At 36.0% G+C, this 16,921-nt stretch carries 16 protein-coding genes; 3 read left to right on the top strand and 13 right to left on the bottom strand.

The features are described 5' to 3' along the window. Positions 1-5: 5 nt before the first annotated feature. From ABM34_RS01100 to ABM34_RS01060, 9 genes are all read right to left on the bottom strand, one after another. Entirely contained in the window at positions 6-959 is a 954-nt protein-coding gene (locus tag ABM34_RS01100) for an aldo/keto reductase (protein WP_048702558.1), read from the bottom strand. A 111-nt stretch (positions 960-1,070) separates the two neighbouring features. Continuing rightward, entirely contained in the window at positions 1,071-3,068 is a 1,998-nt protein-coding gene (ppk1, locus tag ABM34_RS01095) for a polyphosphate kinase 1 (protein ID WP_048702557.1), read from the bottom strand. Next, complete coding sequence (locus ABM34_RS01090) at positions 3,058-4,431, bottom strand: DUF2252 domain-containing protein (RefSeq protein ID WP_048702556.1); 1,374 nt, start codon at positions 4,429-4,431, stop codon at positions 3,058-3,060. Before ABM34_RS01090 ends, ppk1 begins: the two co-directional genes overlap by 11 nt. A gap of 199 nt (positions 4,432-4,630) precedes the next feature. Then, entirely contained in the window at positions 4,631-5,347 is a 717-nt protein-coding gene (locus ABM34_RS01085) for a B3/B4 domain-containing protein (RefSeq protein WP_048702555.1), read from the bottom strand. A gap of 11 nt (positions 5,348-5,358) precedes the next feature. After that, entirely contained in the window at positions 5,359-5,853 is a 495-nt protein-coding gene (locus tag ABM34_RS01080; protein ID WP_048702554.1) for a GNAT family N-acetyltransferase, read from the bottom strand. 2 nt (positions 5,854-5,855) lie between these two features. Continuing rightward, on the bottom strand, positions 5,856-6,308 hold the full coding sequence (locus ABM34_RS01075) for a MarR family winged helix-turn-helix transcriptional regulator (RefSeq protein ID WP_048702553.1): 453 nt from the start codon (positions 6,306-6,308) through the stop codon (positions 5,856-5,858). A 100-nt stretch (positions 6,309-6,408) separates the two neighbouring features. Further along, positions 6,409-7,077 (bottom strand): type 1 glutamine amidotransferase, encoded by a 669-nt coding sequence (locus tag ABM34_RS01070; protein ID WP_048702552.1) that lies wholly within the window; start codon positions 7,075-7,077, stop codon positions 6,409-6,411. Positions 7,078-7,088: 11 nt separating this feature from the next. After that, positions 7,089-7,880 (bottom strand): hypothetical protein, encoded by a 792-nt coding sequence (locus ABM34_RS01065; RefSeq protein WP_232298603.1) that lies wholly within the window; start codon positions 7,878-7,880, stop codon positions 7,089-7,091. Between the two features lie 3 nt (positions 7,881-7,883). Next, the gene (locus ABM34_RS01060) at positions 7,884-8,351 is read right to left on the bottom strand and encodes a GyrI-like domain-containing protein (RefSeq protein WP_048702551.1); all 468 of its coding nucleotides are present in this window, start codon (positions 8,349-8,351) and stop codon (positions 7,884-7,886) included. Between the two features lie 257 nt (positions 8,352-8,608). Between ABM34_RS01060 and ABM34_RS01055 the strand changes: the two genes are divergently transcribed. The 3 genes from ABM34_RS01055 (at position 8,609) to ABM34_RS01045 (ending at position 11,595) form a co-directional block, all read left to right on the top strand. Then, complete coding sequence (locus ABM34_RS01055; RefSeq protein WP_048702550.1) at positions 8,609-9,268, top strand: hypothetical protein; 660 nt, start codon at positions 8,609-8,611, stop codon at positions 9,266-9,268. Between the two features lie 213 nt (positions 9,269-9,481). Then, positions 9,482-10,417 (top strand): hypothetical protein, encoded by a 936-nt coding sequence (locus tag ABM34_RS01050; RefSeq protein WP_048702549.1) that lies wholly within the window; start codon positions 9,482-9,484, stop codon positions 10,415-10,417. Positions 10,418-10,434: 17 nt separating this feature from the next. Then, a complete protein-coding gene (locus tag ABM34_RS01045; RefSeq protein ID WP_048702548.1) occupies positions 10,435-11,595 on the top strand; it encodes a hypothetical protein in 1,161 nt (386 codons plus the stop codon). A 65-nt stretch (positions 11,596-11,660) separates the two neighbouring features. On the opposite strand, the gene araA is transcribed toward ABM34_RS01045, so the two are convergent. From araA to ABM34_RS01025, 4 genes are read right to left on the bottom strand one after another with little or no spacing between them, the layout of a single operon-like run. Beyond that, positions 11,661-13,085, bottom strand: a complete 1,425-nt coding sequence (gene araA / locus ABM34_RS01040) for an L-arabinose isomerase (RefSeq protein WP_048702547.1) — start codon at positions 13,083-13,085, stop codon at positions 11,661-11,663. A 27-nt stretch (positions 13,086-13,112) separates the two neighbouring features. Next, the gene (locus ABM34_RS01035; RefSeq protein ID WP_048702545.1) at positions 13,113-13,847 is read right to left on the bottom strand and encodes an L-ribulose-5-phosphate 4-epimerase; all 735 of its coding nucleotides are present in this window, start codon (positions 13,845-13,847) and stop codon (positions 13,113-13,115) included. Positions 13,848-13,859: 12 nt separating this feature from the next. Beyond that, on the bottom strand, positions 13,860-15,461 hold the full coding sequence (locus ABM34_RS01030) for a xylulokinase (protein ID WP_048702544.1): 1,602 nt from the start codon (positions 15,459-15,461) through the stop codon (positions 13,860-13,862). A gap of 23 nt (positions 15,462-15,484) precedes the next feature. Then, entirely contained in the window at positions 15,485-16,900 is a 1,416-nt protein-coding gene (locus ABM34_RS01025) for a sugar porter family MFS transporter (RefSeq protein WP_048702543.1), read from the bottom strand. Positions 16,901-16,921 lie beyond the last annotated feature (21 nt).

Below are 16,921 nucleotides of genomic sequence, written 5' to 3'. Positions count from 1 at the left end.
TTTTGTTATGGCAATGTATTACCTGCTGCAAAGTATACGTCGTACCATTCTTGCTTTGTGAGTTCTACATCAGCACCCTTGGCGCTATCAACGATGTGCTCTGGATTCATAGTACCAATGATAACTTGCATATTAGCTGGATGTCTCAAAATCCACGCTGCAGCAATACCATTCTTGCTGACACCATACTTATTGGCCAATTCATCTAGCTTTTTGTTAAGCTCAGGGAATTTGTCATTGCCGATAAATGTTCCTTCAAACATACCATATTGGAATGGTGACCACGTTTGAATTGTGATGCCCTTACGTCTTGAATACTCAAGAATACCACCGTCATGATCAATCGAACGTTCATCAGTCATGTTTGCATGAATTCCTGAATCAACCATTCCAGTGTGCATGATACTAAATTGTAATTGATTGATTAACAATTTCTGGTCAAGGTTCTCTTGCAAAAATTCAAATTGTTGTGGATTAAAGTTTGATACTCCAAAGTGTCTTACTTTTCCGGCAGTCTGCAATTCATCAAAAGCTTCAGCCACTTCTTCAGGTTCCATTAAGGGATCTGGGCGATGAAGAAGAAACGCGTCTAGGTAGTCAACTTGCATTCTTTCCAAAATACCATCAACTGCCTCTAGAATATGTTTCTTACCAAAATCATATCTTTTGCCAAAAACAAAACTTCCATGACTTCTTTCAGGATCAAAAACAATTCCACCTTTAGACTGGATAAATAATTTATCACGTGATACATCAGATTTCTTCAATGCCTCACCGAATACTTTTTCTGAATTACCCATTCCATATATATCTGCGGAATCAATATAATTAATTCCAGAATCAAATGCTGTATTTAGGGACTTTGTAGCATCTTCGACAGACAAAGCTTCCATTCTCATGATTCCGAGAGCAACGGCTGAAGTTTTCCAATTTGTGTTTCCAATATTTACCTGTTTCATTTGTAAGCTTCCTTTCATTAATACTTTTATATTAGTTCTATTCAACTAAATAAAGCGAATAATAAGCAACAAAAAGAGCTGAGAATTTTTCTCGGCTCTTCATTTTTAAAACTATTTAGAATATTTGCTCCACTTAAGTCGTTTCAACCATGTTTGTTGAGCTGAAATACCAAATGTCTTACGTTTCTTGAAATATTCACCATTACTATTTAAGTAATACGAATTTTCAGTATCGCGTTGGTACATTTTAATAATCTTAAGCAGTTTTTCTTTAGACTTTTTATCAACAATTGGCACGGCTACTTCGACCCTTCGATCAAGATTTCTAGTCATCATATCCGCTGAAGAAATCCAAACATCGGTCTGACTGTCGCCATATTGGAACTTGAAAATACGACTGTGTTCCAATAATTCACCAACAATACTTTTTACAACGATGTCTTCTTTTTCACCACATAGACCAAGCTTCAATGAACATGGACCTCTGACAATTAATCTAAATGGCAATCCTAATCGAGCTGCGCTATAAATTGCATTTATGATATCGATGTCGGTCAAGCCATTAACCTTCATAAATACTTCACCCTTACCGACACGCAAATATTCTTTTGTAGCGCGTTTGATATTATTCAAAATCATCGGTTTCAATTGATTAGGTGAAGTTACGAATAAATCATAATCTACTTCTTTATGCGTTTCTAATCGTTCAAAGAAGTTAGCTGCATCATTAACATAGGTTGGATCACTAGTGAAGTATGCAATATCTGAGAAAATATTTGCCGTCACTCCATTATAGTTACCCGTTCCAATTTGAACATATCCAACATCATTAGCGCCTTGAAGCACTAGACAAACTTTTGAGTGAACCTTGTTTAAACGGTCACCATAGAGAACATGAACTCCGGCTGACTTCAAAAGTTCCGAAACAAGTAAATTATGTTCTTCATCAAATCTAGCTCTCAATTCAACGACAGCTGTAACGTTAATACCCTTAGCTGCAGCTTTTTGAAGTAACTTGACTAATTGAGAGTTCTTCTCGGTCCGGTAAATCGTCATAGAAATATCAGTGGTCTTTGGATCATTGACCGCGGTTTCCAGATAATTTAAATAAGTTTTGTAAGAGTCATAAGGATATTCGAGCAACATTGGAGTTTTATCCAAGTATTCAAGAATATTCTTTGAGTCCTTCCACTGACGTTGTCTGAATGGAGGGAAAATCAAATTAGCTCGATTCTTGTAACGTTTGAATAATCCATCCAAATATTTCAGATCAACTGGACCAGGAATCTTGTAGACACTTTTCTTGCTGATTTCAAATAATTGAGCAAAATAACTTCTACCACGTGGTCCATCACACATAAACTCAACTCGAGTAATCTTACGAGGATCACGAGCATTTAAGTACTCAGTCATTTTCTTCAAATATTCAGCATCCGTTAACTGCTCGTCTAAGAAGTCATATTTCTTATTCTTGTCATATGTAACTCTAAAAACATAGCACTTCAGAACATCATACTTGCGAAAAATATCTTCAGCGACATTTAAAATCACATCTTCAAGCAAGATATAATGATTGTCGACACCAGTAGCAACTAGTCGATCAAATTCGTCTGGAATTGGGAACGTATAAGTGTGACCTTGTGACTGCATCAAAATATTTAAATTGTGACGGAATTTATGTAAGTTAGAAAAGTTTTCAACAACTAACTCATCTGCAATATTCTCGCGATAATAATCCGTAACATATTGTTTCTCAAAATCACTGAGGTCTTCAAATTTCATAACTTCAAAAATATTCTTATCTTTACATTTTTCAAGCAATAATGAATAAGCTTCATATTGTTTGGTAAGATTGCGGATATTGAATTCGTGTACTAAACTCAGAACCTCCGTGCCGGTTAACCCCGTTCTTTTTTCAATTTTCTTGCTACCAATCATGCTATGGATGTTGTGCATACGAACTCGGAAAAATTCATCAAGGTTGTTCGTCGCAATTGATAAAAACCTTAGCTTTTCAAGGATTGGTACGTTGGGATTGTATGCTTGATCGATTACTCGATTATCAAACAATAACCAACTTAAATCCCTATTATAATATTTACTTTTCATCTCTTAGATCCTTTTCGAAAGACTCAAAATCATATTCCACTTGTTTAACATAACTATTGGTAAAATTCATAAGCGAATTAGCAATATCTGCATATTCTTCTCCAAAACCAATAATTAGTGGAAAGTTTGGTGAATGTGAATGTGCTCTGGCTAACAAGATGACACAAACTTTTACATAGTCTTTGAAAGATTCAAAATCCAATTTATCTAAATTAATTGAAGACTTCATATCCTTGAATTGACGCATGTAGAAACTGTACTTCTTCGTATCGAAGGCACCCAAAAATGGATCAGATGCACTTTGCAAGATCAACTGACTGTCTACAATATTTTGTCCCTGACTAACGTCCTTGTCAGAATACAACTCATCATTATTGTAAATTGGTAGAGCCTGTTTTGCTTGAAGTACCAAGTAGTTTGAATCTAAATCCTGAAGTAAAATCAAATAACATAGAGTACCTACGCTACCTACTCCAACACTGTGGCGAACAACGTCAATGATATTAAAATCCTCAAGAAATAATCTAACATCACTACGTGCATTCTTCTTGTAACTCTTAAAGCCATCAACAACATTCTTGAAGTCCTTCTCACTGATGTGTTGTGTTACAGGTTTGTTCTCAACAAAACGACGTTCCCCGGCGTCATTAAGCTCGGTATACTTCTCAATGACTAATTTTGAGTTACTCTTTTGAGCCTTTTTAATACTTTTTGCAATCACCTTATTAAAGGACTCTTGGAAGTACTCTTCATTATCTTTTAATTTACCAAAGATTTCGGTAATATTTTGGAGCGTATTTGGTAAAATAAAACGTTTCATTTCGGAAATTTTTGTCATGTGTTTTAGTGTATCGAAATAAGTATCAACGACATCCAACAAAAATTCCTGGATATCACTTTCGTCAAAACCATGATCTCTTGATACTAAAAGTGCACTGACTAGTAGTCGCTTCAAATCATATTCCCAGTGGCCAAGATGAGCCTCATCAAAATCATTCATGTCGAATAATAATTGACCTTCTGATGAACCATAAAAACCAAAGTTTCCAATATGGGCATCCCCACCAACTAAAACTTTGATACCACTATTTTCATGACGTGACATGTCATAATGCATCACATCAACTGTTCCTCGTAAGAACGCAAATAAAGAACCGGACATTCGCTCTCTTTTTACAGCTAGCAATTCTGGTACCAATAATTTGTTCTTGATGTTCAAAATCTTGTGGATATTTCTTTTCTTTGGCTCAAATTGATTAAAGGCATCTGAGACAGTGGTGGCAAAGAAACGCCCCTTAATAATTAATTGCTCAGTGCTTTTAAATGCGTCAGTGTCCTGAAAAGTATATGGTGTCTGGCTCATACCCTCATCTCCTTGTAATCATTATACAATAGCTTAGGAAGATAACTATCTAGTTTAGTCATTTTTCTGCTATTAAAGTTTGCTATATTTGAATATATTTATTAAGCGTGTCTAAAATACATAATGCAATAAAAGAATATAACTCTTCTCAAAAAAATAACGTATCGTTCAGATACGTTATTTTCGTTATTTGTTATTATTATTTTTCAATTATTTCAGTTGCATTATCTATAGTAAGTTTACCAATTTCACCATCAACTTTGAAGTAATCTTTGCATAGATTTTTTAATTCAATGACAGCTTCATCAGCACGTTTAGCTTGTTCGTCATTAATTCCTTCAATTACCATGACTGCATTAGTAGTATCTTCAGTTAACATCGTACGTTGAGCCTCACGCCAGTTCATACAGCGACAAACAGCGCCAGTCTTATCGTAATAAATAATCTCGCCTTCAAGTGCTGGAGAATCCTCGTCGTCACCAAGTGGACGAAAACCTTCGCCCCCTTTTGCCATGCCAAGATGTAAATCACCATCCATTTTATCAACGTTCTCACCACCGCAAGGCATAGCGTATTTCAAAGAAACACTGTTGTATATGTCCACTAACGGATTAATTGGTGAAAATGTTTTACCTTGGGAAACTCTCTTTAGTAGAGCTTCAATCGAGGAACGAGCACCCTTCTTTGTCTTAAATTTACGAAGCGCCTCACGCCATTGATCTATAACCGGATTCAATCGGAATGTTTCATCCGTCAAAAACTTCTTAGATTCTTCAGTAGCATCGTCTAATAACTTTTGAAAATATGGATCATCATCTTCATTAACGTGGTTATCGATGCCTTCCAACCTTAAAATACTAATTTGTCCTTGTGGAAATAAGTCCCAAAATTCTTTGTCAATTACAATATTTTTCATGTTTTTCTCCATTAAAGTTTTTTCGTTAAAATATAATCAGTTTGCGGATCATCACCCAAATTAAAAATATGCTGGCTAATTCGCTCGAATCCCATCTTTTTATAGAAAGCTTTAGCATTTTCATTGTGCTCCCAAACACCCAAATTGATGTGGTCACAATGGTTTAATTTTGCTGCAGAAATGGCATGATCTAACAATATTTTTCCAAGTCCATATTTCTGAAAAGTTTTCTCAACATAAATTCGTTCAAGAACAAATTCGCCATCTTTGTAATTCTCTTTTAAATAGCCCGCAATATCTCCGTCAACTTTTGCTAAATAAAATTGAGAATTAATGTCATCCAGTTCCTTTAACAAAGTCTCTTGACTATATGCATCTTCCAAAAACTTGTTCATATTCTCTTTTGTATTGTACTCATCAAATGTGTCTGAAAAAGTCTGACGTGACACACGTTGAAGTGTCTTCAAATCATCTTTATCACACGCAACAATTTCGATTTTATTCATAATTAATAATTCCTCTTTGATCCGCCTTTGACTAATTTCCAGTCGTCATCAACGTTATTAGCAACACGTTCCATTAGCTCAAAAAGTTGATCCTGCTCAGCTTTGGAAAAGCCTCTCATTGCAACTGAGTTTGAATATCTTTCTTCACGCTGCAAAACTGGATAAACTGCTTCGCCCTTCTCAGTTGGATATATCATCTTGATTTTACGATTGATATGATCACTTCTACGTTCAATCAATCCTTTTAGTTCCAATTTTTGAATCGAACGTGCCGCAGTCGTCTTATCCACCTTGAGCATGTTAGCTAGTCGTTCCAAGATAATCCCTGGTGACTCGCATATCCTTACCAAATATAAATACTGACCTCGGCTGAGATCCATTTCCTTGAATTCAATATTTGCAATCGAGTCTAAAGCTCTTGATACTACACCTATTGGTCTCAAAATATCTTTCAATTTCGCACTCCTATCAAGCAATGACAATATAATAATTCTAGTTAGTTGCAATTGCAACTAAAATATAAATAAAAAAATAAGCTCGTAATTTGAGCTTATCTCAGGCTGTAATGTAGTCCAAAATTTTGAACAGTACAGTTTTGTTTTCAAGTGGCACTTTTTGATTAAGAACATCATCTTTAGACTGTCCAAAAACTGAATCGGTCAAATATGGATAATCGTTAACCACCATTTCACGCACGTTATCTTCCAAAGATTCAAGATGAAACTGTAATCCAACGACTTTATGATTCAATTCAAAGCCTTGATTCTTCAAACCTTCACTAGAAAATAACAGATTTGCATCCTTTGGCAGATTGAACATCTCTTCATGCCAATGAAGCACGTTCATACTTTTTGGAAGTCCAGAAATCACATCACTTTCAAGTGTAACTATTCCCCAACCGACTTCTTTTACAGGTGATTTACCAACTGTGTACCCTAAAGCCTTCGTAATTTGTTGTGCTCCAAAACATGCACCAAAAATTGGTTTGTTTTGCTTGATCAATTCACGAATCAAATCACGTTCAGCTAATACGTATTGATCATCATCATTAGGACTGCATGGCCCACCAAGAATTATTAATAAATCAGTTTCATCGGCAGTTGGCAAAATGCCATTGAAAAATCTTGGATGGTACGTGTAAACCTCATGTCCACCACGATGTGCCCATTCGGAAATAGCTCCAGGTCCTTCATCTGGAGTGTGTTGCAAAATATTAATACGCATATTCTCAACTCCTATATAATTCCGATAATTTTAATTACTACCATTGATATTAGTATATAAATTAAAGCTTGAACTAAAAATAATAATGAAAAAACTATTACGACAGATATTAATGAGACCATTTGAGCTTTCAAGTTTAAGAAAACCATGACGATGGAAACAATTGCTAAGACAATCATCCATGGTGTAACACCCTTAGTTACTGTACTGAGATCTTCGCTACTCAGGTCATATCCCGTACTTGCAATCATGACTGAGAGAACGAAATAAAGAATAATCATCGGCCATGATGCATTTGAAAAGACATTCGTAAAATTACTTATGACCGCTGACACAATCGTTGAGAGTGAGTTGAATTCAAAATCACCTGTTGTTTTTAAAACTGACGCAAAATTTAAAGTATTGTGCAATAACACTTTTTGTAAAAGGTAGAGGGCTATTGAACACATGTAATATGGTGCGAGTCCGATGAAAAAGTTCCCTAGTCTTTGATATACGTTGTGGTCGTTCCAGGTGTGTTCGACTGATCCGAGTGTCCCACTTTCTGCATAATGGAAATTTAATAATTGCATGTGTGTTACGCGGTGGCCAAATAGGAATGCAAACGATGCGTGGCCAAACTCATGTATTGCTACTCCTAGGCCACCAACTGCAAGTTGACTGTTTGGGCCAAGATCTGACACGAGCATGGACTTTGAAACATGACCTAACCATGAGGCTATTAACGCTGTTACGTAAGGCACGGCAGACATTGTTAGCATAAATCCGATTATCCACTTGAAGTAGTTATTCCATAAGTCCACTGACTATACCTCTTTTATTTGAATGTTATTTTTAGGAATGAGAATATTAAATTTTGAATAATCAGGGGTCATTTCGTAGTATTCCTCAATGTTGATTGCAACATCTCTCATTTCAGATTGATCAGCGATCTCCCTGCCATGTTCTTGCCAAATATTTTCTTGTAAGGTTTGGATGGATGTTGGTAACTTGCCTTCTCCAGAAAATTTACAGTATTCGCTACTATCAATCTCGAAATGGCTTAATCCGTCTATGGGATTGTCACCTTCTACTCCGATAATATAAGTAAATTCGTTTGGTTTCATGATGCTAATTCCAAAAAAGTGTGGCTTAGTTTCACTACTAGCTTCATACATTTGGTCAAGTTTTCCTGACTTAGTAGTTTCTTCCCACAGCTTTGAAATACCACTTCTTCCGGAATTTAAAATAGATGATTCTCCATTAAATGAAATAGTTCTCTTTTCAATATCCATAATCCACCTCTGCTAATGCCTAATTATAACAAAACTCTTAACAATAACAGAATTATTGAGCAATGCAATAGAAATTTTTCACAGAAAATGATAAACTATACTTAACGAAAAAATTAGGCAAAACTAAAATTATTAAAGAAAGCGAGTAATAAATGAAGAAGATACCCCTTATACTGACATTATTATTAACCATAATCACAATTTCAGCCTGTACCCAAAAGACAAGCTCGGAAAATGCTGCGTCCAAGAGTGAGTCGGTGATTGAATCCAAACCTCAAACAAACATTTCTGAGCGGGAAATTAATAATAATAAAATCAATTGGGATAAGGGTACCAGTTCTCTAAAAGTAGTCAAAGACAAATCAACCATTACTGATTTGGCCTCATTCCCCACTTCTCTCGACAAATTAAAAAAAGATAATGATTACGTTATCCAAGGTACAATTATCGATTTAGATGAAATGACAGATTACAACGAAAACGCTATGACCAAAGCTACTATATTAGTAGATAACGTAATCAGTGGTGGAAATGGAATCCAGGATCACACAATAAAAGTAGTGTTCACCGGCGGTGTAACCGAAAACAGCAAATCCCAACAAGTCTACGTCAATCGAGTTGACGCTCCAATCCCGGAAATTGGTTCAAAAATAATTACTGGTATTCGTACCAATCGCAGTCAAGACACGACTGATAAAAAATATGCTAAATATTTAAAAACTAATAAACTTGGCGGATCTGATACATTCAAAATCTCCGTTCCAGAATACAATATTTGGGTCAAAAATGACGGAGAAAAGAAGTATTCATTAAATAATCCAGAACTTAATGGCAAGAAAACATCTGACTCAAATAAAGAAATCGCTGACAAATTACAAAAGCTTACCGATATCTTGAATGATAAATATAATAAATAGTTTGTAACATATTTTTGTAAATTATTAGTCTAATAAATATAAAGCAGTTCATTCTAAAATAATAGAATGAACTGCTTTTTTGATTGTGTGGATGATATTTTTTTATGTTGAATTGGTGGTGTTCAAAGGAAAACGATTTATTTACTATAGAAAGTAATGCCAACATGAAAAATCTCACGTAAAAAAATCCGAATTGAAGGGATTAATCGTTTAATGAAAATTGCAGCCAACATTTTTACGACAATTTTTGGAGTTCTTCTAGTTGTTACTATTCTTAATAACGACACTTCATATGCTGTTAGTAATACAACTAATTTAAACAATAGAAATGTATTGCTGAAAAAATCCGATTTACGAACAAAAAACAACTCCAACCTTAGTTTGAAAGTACCAATTAATTTTCAAAGTTCCTCTCCTAAGTTATCCAAAGCATGGGAATTACCTGGTCTTTTTAGCAAACCTACTCCAAACCAGCCTGGAATCAGCCAAAAGGACAAAACAATCAATCCTATGCATGAACCTTCAATTCCACCATTCAATGTGCTTGGTTGGTATTTTAAAGCAGGATTCGCATTACAGCCAAGACAAATATATCACGTGCATATTGGTGATACATTTAAAATACGTACAATAATTGCAAAAAATAGTTTAAGTTTTATCGATACACGTTATCAGTGGTATCAGAGTGGAGACAATCAAATCTGGACCCCGATTCATGGAGCAAATCAGACAGATTATACATCAACCGCACAATCTGTCGGCTCTATGAATTATCAATTAACTGCTCAAGTGTGGCCTATGATGTTCAACTCCCTAATTTATTCAAAAATGGCAACTGTATACTTTGAACCAGATCCTATTCCAGCTACTGGAATCAGCAACACTACCACAGATTCCCATAATTTATACATTGATGATGAATTTAACAACCAATCAACTCTTGTGAAAGCCCATGCATTACCCGACAATTCAACTAGCGAAGTGACGTATGAATCTCTTAATCCTGATATTGCAACTGTAAATCCATTTTCAGGTGAAGTGTTTCCAAATAAGATAAAAAGTCCGGAAAAGCCACAATCCAGGCAAAGGTATCAAACTCAGGTTCAAAAACACCAACAGAAAATAATAATGAATACCACAGCTCAGTAATAATTAATGTTGGACATATGCTGACAGGTCCGGAGCAAACTTATTCAGGTGACTACGCTAAATATACTCTGAACGGTGATTTTGACAAATCGAAATACAAAATAGAATGGCATGGTATCAATGGAATTGTTCCACAAAGCGAATTAGGAAATGACTTAAAAAATTACGTAATTAAAAAAACAAAGATAGAAGATGATGGTAAAGAGATTTACGCAACAATTTCAGAAATTAACCCAAAACCACAATATGACCATTTACATAATCTCATTCCACCTCACGAAATTGTTACAAACCATGTTACTTTACACGTTAACAAATCCGCACCATTATTAAGCACAGATCACTTCATAAGAGAAAAGCCAAAATCGGATGGCGTAAATGAACTTACTTATCATGGTTCAAAACACCTTTGGCATGAACTTCACGTAATAAATTCAACTTCAAATGAATATGAGCCTGAAAACGGATGGACTGGCAAATTGTATTATTATTTAAGTAAAAATGAAAAAGTTGAAAATGTTTATAACATTGATGGTTTCACTAAGACAAAATTGGACTTCGATTCTCTCACTTTTGACAAGGCAAAAATAACATTACAAATTAATAATCTTAAACTTTCAAAAAAAGAATTATTGCAAATACAAATTCAAACAAGAGTTATAAACACGGATCAACCAACATTTAATTACTCGCCAGAATTAATTATCCCGACACCAGGTAACTCTGAATCGAATTTTACACAAAGATTTCAGGAAAACCGCGTTATCTTTAGTAACGGAAATTTAAAAATTTCTCCGTCGGAAATACATTTTGGAAAAATAAACTTAATTGAACCCACAATGATAGCACCTGATGAACACAATAGTTCAAATTTTGCTGATATTAAGGACACTAGGGTAAATAAAAGCGCTGTAAATATTTCTATTAAAGCTGATCCAAAATTCTATGATAAATTTGAAACCTACTTTGTCCAAAGCTTTCAACTAATTTTATTGGAAAATATGCCAATAGATTTATCAGAAAATTACACCGTCATTTCAAGTAAAGACGGTGATCAAATTAATTCTATTCCATGGTCAAGATTTGAACATTTAAGACTTTTTATCACAGATGGAAATATTCCCACTAATACATACCACACAACAATTACTTGGACTTATGGAAACGCTCCGTTATAAAACATTTAATTAACAAAAAAACTCACAAAATCAAATCCATGATTTTGTGAGTTTTTACCTTTTTCCTATTTAATATCTACATAAGTTAATCCAAACATCTTACTCAAGTCTGTAAGTTGTTCTGAATCAACGGCAAATGACAATACTGTATGGTGTCCACCACCGAGTGTTAACCAGCCTTCAGCACCTTTCTTCCAACCTTGTTTTGGTGTCCAAAGTTGTTTGGCTACTGGTAGGTATGGTGTCTCTTTTTCTGGTTTATTTCCGGATACATCGTATGACATTAGTTTGAATTCGTCACCGAAATCGGCCATTGTTACGTCAACTGCATCCCCTGTTGAACCTGTGAATACTAGTCTTGCTGGATCGTCTTTTCCACCGATGTCTAATGGGTGTACTTCAACTCTTGGTTTATCTGAAGCGATTGTTGGATCAACTTCTAGCATGTGTGAGCCGAGGATTGCTTCGTGTCCTTTACGTAGATCTAATGTGTAATCTTCCATGAATCCTGTTTGTTTGTTGTGGGCAATAATCTTCATCAAACGGTCTAAGGCAGCTGTCTTCCAGTCACCTTCACCGGCAAATCCATATCCTTCTGCCATCAACATTTGTACGGCTAGACCAGGTAATTGTTCTAGTCCACGTAAATCTTCGAAGTTAGTTGTGAATGCTGTGTATCCACGATCATCCATAAATTTCTTAATTCCGAAGTATTCACGAATTTGATATTTAGTATTGTGTTCGAACTTCTCGTCTCCATTATCTCCTGGGACAAAGTCATATTCCTTTTGAAGTTCGGCATATTTTGCGTCAATATCTGATTCAGAAACAGCGTCAACTTCGTCAGCTAATTCACCGATACTCCAGTAATCAACTGTCCAACCAAATTTAATTTGAGCTTCAATTTTATCACCATCAGTAACAGCAACATTACGCATCTTACCGGCAAATGAAACAACTTTGATATCGAATGATTCATTGTAACCAACTGCAACATCCATCCATTTAGCAATTTGTTTTTGAATGTCACCATCACCCCAGTATCCTGAGATAATCTTGTTATTCATACGTAAACGAGCATTGATAAAGGCATATTCACGGTCACCATGAGCTGATTGGTTCAAGTTCATGTAGTCGAGATCAATTGTGTCGTAAGGAATGTAATTCAATTTTTGAGTTGCTAAATGCAGCAATGGCTTTTGAAGTAATTTTGTACCACGGATCCAGTTTTTAGCTGGTGAGAATGTGTGCATCCATGTGATTACACCGGCAACTTTATCGTTGTAGTTAACTTCCTTCATAACCTTTGTAATGTTTTCAGCTGTTGTGGCAACCAACTTGAACTTAATAGAATATGGAAGTTGATTTGATGCATTTAATTGGTCAACAATTTCTTTTGCATCTGCTTCAACTTGTTTCAATGTTTCTGGTCCGTATAAAAATTGACTTCCTGTAATAAACCAAAATTCGTAATCTTGCATTTTTTTCATGATAAATTTCTCCCTCAAATTGTCTGTTTAATTTTCGACGTGTTCCGCATGTTCTTGTGACTTGGCATTATCTTGACCATAGTATGCATTCTTACCATGTTTACGGTAGTAATGCTTATCTAGCAAGTATTGTGGTACTCGGATATTGTCGCGAGTTAATTGTAATGCGTGGTAACTAATTTCTGCGGCTACTTCGAGAACCTTGGCGTTGTAGACTGCCTTGTCTGGAGTCTTACCCCAGGCAAATGGTCCGTGTTGACTTACTAAGACCGCTGGAACAGCATCGTGATCGATATTACGTTCGTTAAATGTTTTCACGATGACCTTTCCGGTATTTTCTTCGTAGGCATCTTCAATTTCTTGTTTGGTTAAAGGATCTGAAACGGGAACATCTCCGTAGAAAGTATCGGCATGAGTAGTACTTGCAGCTGGAATATCCATATTGGCTGAAGCAAATGACACTGCCCATGGTGAATGTGTATGAACGATTCCACCAATATCTGGGAATTCGTTGTACAAAACAGTATGAGTTGGTGTATCACTTGATGGATTCATTTCACCTTCAACAACTTCACCGTCAAGGTTAACAACTACCATGTCTGAAGGCTTCAATGAGCCATATTCAACACCTGAAGGCTTGATAACAAACATTCCCTTATCACGATCAATACCTGAGACATTTCCCCAAGTAAATGTGACCAAGTCTAGCTCTGGTAAACGCATATTTGCGTCATATACTTCTTGTTTTAATTTCTCTAACATACATATACCCTCTTAATCTTTAATCGTATTTCCGGCTTCAGCTTCAAATGGAAGTCCAGCAACATATTTCTCAGTAAATTTCTCATAACCTTTCACACCTTCAAGTTCAGGGCTTAAAGTCATGCTTTCTGGATTTTCGAAAACGTTGTGATCTAGATAATCATTCAAGTTTTGAACTTTATTATCCTTTGCATATAAGGCAAGAACTGCCATTCCCCAAGGGCCACCCTCACCAGCGTTTTCCATTACAGTGATAGGAATATTAAGAGCATTTGCTAAAACTTGTTGAGCCATAACTTGAGTTCTGAACAAGCCACCTTGAGCAATCATGACATCAGTACTGATATGTTCTTGTTCACTCAAGATATTCATACCAATCTTCAATGGAGCAAAGGCTGCGTACAATTGAGTCAAAATAAAGTTTGGAAGATTGAATTTGCTATTCGGCGTTCTAACGAATAATGGACGTCCAGCTTTAATATCTGTGATGTTTTCACCTGATTGGTAACTGTAATTAATTAAGCCACCAGCATCTGGATCTGATTTCGTAGCTTCAAGGAATAAGGCTTCATACAATTTGTCGGGTGTTAAGTTAACTCCCAATCTTGTAGCAAACTCGTTGAACAACCCCGCCCAGGCGTTAATATCTGATGAACAGTTATTAACGTGAACCATGGCAACTGGTGAGCCATCTGGTGTCATAACGATATCTATATCACGATGAACACTCTTTAAAGGTTTTTCTAAAACAACCATTGAGAAAGCCGATGTCCCGACGGAAATATTTCCGGTACGCTTTCTAACGGAATTTGTTCCGACCATTCCAGTTCCAGCATCCCCTTCAGGAGGTGCCATGACACTACCAGCTTGCAAATTGCCAGTTGTGTCTAACAATTTTGCTCCGGCGTCAGTCAATGTTCCGGCAATTTCACCAGCTTTTTCAACCTTAGGAAGAATGTCAGTAATATTCCAATCAAACTTTTTAACATTATCCAAATTACTAAACTTGTTAAGCATTTCTTCATTATAAGTACCAGTTGTCTGATCAATTGGGAATGCTCCAGAAGCATCGCCAATTCCAAGGACCTTGGCACCAGACAATTTCCAAGTAACATATCCGGCAAGTGTCGTAATAAAATCGATGTCTTTAACATGCTTTTCATCATTCAAAATAGCTTGATAAAGATGTGCAACACACCAACGCTGTGGAATATTGAAATCAAATTCCTTAGTTAATTGCTCAGCAGCATCAGCTGTAATATTGTTACGCCATGTTCTGAATGGAACCAATAGCTTATCTGATTTGTCGAAGGCTAAGTATCCGTGCATCATGGCACTTATCCCGATTGATTCAATATTTTTCAATGGATGATGATACTTGCTTTGAACTTCTGCTGCCATTTGAGAATAGCTGGTTTGGATACCTTGCCAAACTTGATCAATTGGGTAAGTCCAAATTCCGTTATCAAATTGATTTTCCCAAGTGTAACTACCTGAGGCGATGGTATTAAAATCTTCTGTTACTAATACTGCTTTGATTCTCGTTGAACCAAGTTCGATTCCTAGAGAAACATTACCTTTTTCAACTGCATTAGATATTTCTACTAAGTTCATCGAAATCTCTCCGTTTCAATTAATTAATCTTGAACTGTTGTTTCTTCAACAGATTCAATTTTTTTATCGTGACGATTTGTACCTTGCTCTTCAATTTCTTCTAGTGTGTGACCCTTTGTTTCAGGAACTCTAGTTCTAATGAATAGGACACCGAGTAAACAAATCACACCAAAGATTGCGAAAACAGCTTCTTGTGGCATTGTTGCTGTCATAATTGGGAACATTAATCCAACTAAGAATGAACCAATCCAGTTAAATGATGATGCAACACCTGATGCACGTCCACGGATTGCCAGTGGGAAGATTTCTCCGACGATAACCCATGTTAGAGGTGCCCAAGTGAATGAGTAAAAAGCTACATAGATACATAAGAAAACAACAATCATAATTGGATTCATATTTGGTATTAACATATTTAAAATTGCAGGAAGGATAAATGAAAGTCCCATAACTGTTCCACCGAGTGTTAACAATGTACGACGGTTGAATTTGTCAGCAATCACTAAGAATAATAGTGACCCAAGAACTAACAAAATACCTTGAATAATTGGCCACATCAACGCTGAACTTGCGGCACTACCAGTTGCCTTTTCAACGATTAATGGAATGTAGTAGAAAATTGCATTTGCACCTTGGAATTGTTGGAAGGCTGCGACACCAACACCAGCAATGACCAAGTAACGATATTTTCCACTGAGTAAATCTTTAATAGATGAATTCTTTTGTGCATTATCTTCGTCACTGGCAGTTTCTTGAATTGTCTTCAATTCTGCTTCAACTTCGTCAGCAGGACGAATGAATGATAATACTTGTTTAGCTTCATCCACTTTATTGCTTTTAACTAAGAAACGTGGTGATTCAGGAAGTTTCAAAACACCGAAGAATAGAATGATTGCTGGAACTGCAGCTAAACCTAACATCAATCTCCAAGCAAATTGTTCAGGTAAACCTTTTAGCAAGTAATCCATAATGTAAGAAAGTAACATTCCTGAACAAATCATTGTCTGGTTAATACCTGACAAACGACCTCTTAATCTGGCAGGTGACATTTCTGACATATAGGCTGGAACTAATGCTGATGCAGCACCAACAGCCAAACCTAGGAACATTCTGACGGCAATTAAATAATACTGGCCATCATTTGGAGCAAATCCAGAGAGGATCGATCCTACCGCGAAAACTAATGATGAGATTAAAATCATCTTTCTACGGCCTAACTTGTCCGACATACTTCCGGCAAGTGCACCACCAAAGATGGCACCGAACATAACAGCTGAAGTAATCCATCCGACTATTCCAGCTTGATTTTGTAAACCCCAATCGTGTTGCAAGAAAGGCAATGCCCCTGTCATAACACCGATGTCGTAACCGAATAATATTCCACCAAATGATCCAAAGAAATATATGAAACCACTTGGAATTTTTTTAACCTTATCCATCAGTTTCTCTCCTCAAAAAGC

The organism is Companilactobacillus ginsenosidimutans (genome assembly GCF_001050475.1).
In the GTDB taxonomy this organism is placed as follows: Bacteria; Bacillota; Bacilli; order Lactobacillales; family Lactobacillaceae; genus Companilactobacillus; species Companilactobacillus ginsenosidimutans.
The sequence above is the reverse complement of the archived record's forward strand: the minus strand, read 5'-3'. Positions and strand labels throughout refer to the sequence as shown.

Bases quoted from the DNA above. Each gene is read 5' to 3' on its own strand.
- araA (WP_048702547.1), bottom strand. From the start codon at position 13,085: ATGAAAAAAATGCAAGATTACGAATTTTGGTTTATTACAGGAAGTCAA.
- ABM34_RS01050 (WP_048702549.1), top strand. From the start codon at position 9,482: ATGAAAATTGCAGCCAACATTTTTACGACAATTTTTGGAGTTCTTCTA.
- ABM34_RS01045 (WP_048702548.1), top strand. From the start codon at position 10,435: ATGCTGACAGGTCCGGAGCAAACTTATTCAGGTGACTACGCTAAATAT.
- ABM34_RS01060 (WP_048702551.1), bottom strand. From the start codon at position 8,351: ATGGATATTGAAAAGAGAACTATTTCATTTAATGGAGAATCATCTATT.
- ABM34_RS01090 (WP_048702556.1), bottom strand. From the start codon at position 4,431: ATGAGCCAGACACCATATACTTTTCAGGACACTGACGCATTTAAAAGC.
- ABM34_RS01080 (WP_048702554.1), bottom strand. From the start codon at position 5,853: ATGAATAAAATCGAAATTGTTGCGTGTGATAAAGATGATTTGAAGACA.
- ABM34_RS01025 (WP_048702543.1), bottom strand. From the start codon at position 16,900: ATGGATAAGGTTAAAAAAATTCCAAGTGGTTTCATATATTTCTTTGGA.
- ABM34_RS01030 (WP_048702544.1), bottom strand. From the start codon at position 15,461: ATGAACTTAGTAGAAATATCTAATGCAGTTGAAAAAGGTAATGTTTCT.
- ABM34_RS01085 (WP_048702555.1), bottom strand. From the start codon at position 5,347: ATGAAAAATATTGTAATTGACAAAGAATTTTGGGACTTATTTCCACAA.
- ABM34_RS01070 (WP_048702552.1), bottom strand. From the start codon at position 7,077: ATGCGTATTAATATTTTGCAACACACTCCAGATGAAGGACCTGGAGCT.
- ABM34_RS01035 (WP_048702545.1), bottom strand. From the start codon at position 13,847: ATGTTAGAGAAATTAAAACAAGAAGTATATGACGCAAATATGCGTTTA.
- ABM34_RS01100 (WP_048702558.1), bottom strand. From the start codon at position 959: ATGAAACAGGTAAATATTGGAAACACAAATTGGAAAACTTCAGCCGTT.
- ppk1 (WP_048702557.1), bottom strand. From the start codon at position 3,068: ATGAAAAGTAAATATTATAATAGGGATTTAAGTTGGTTATTGTTTGAT.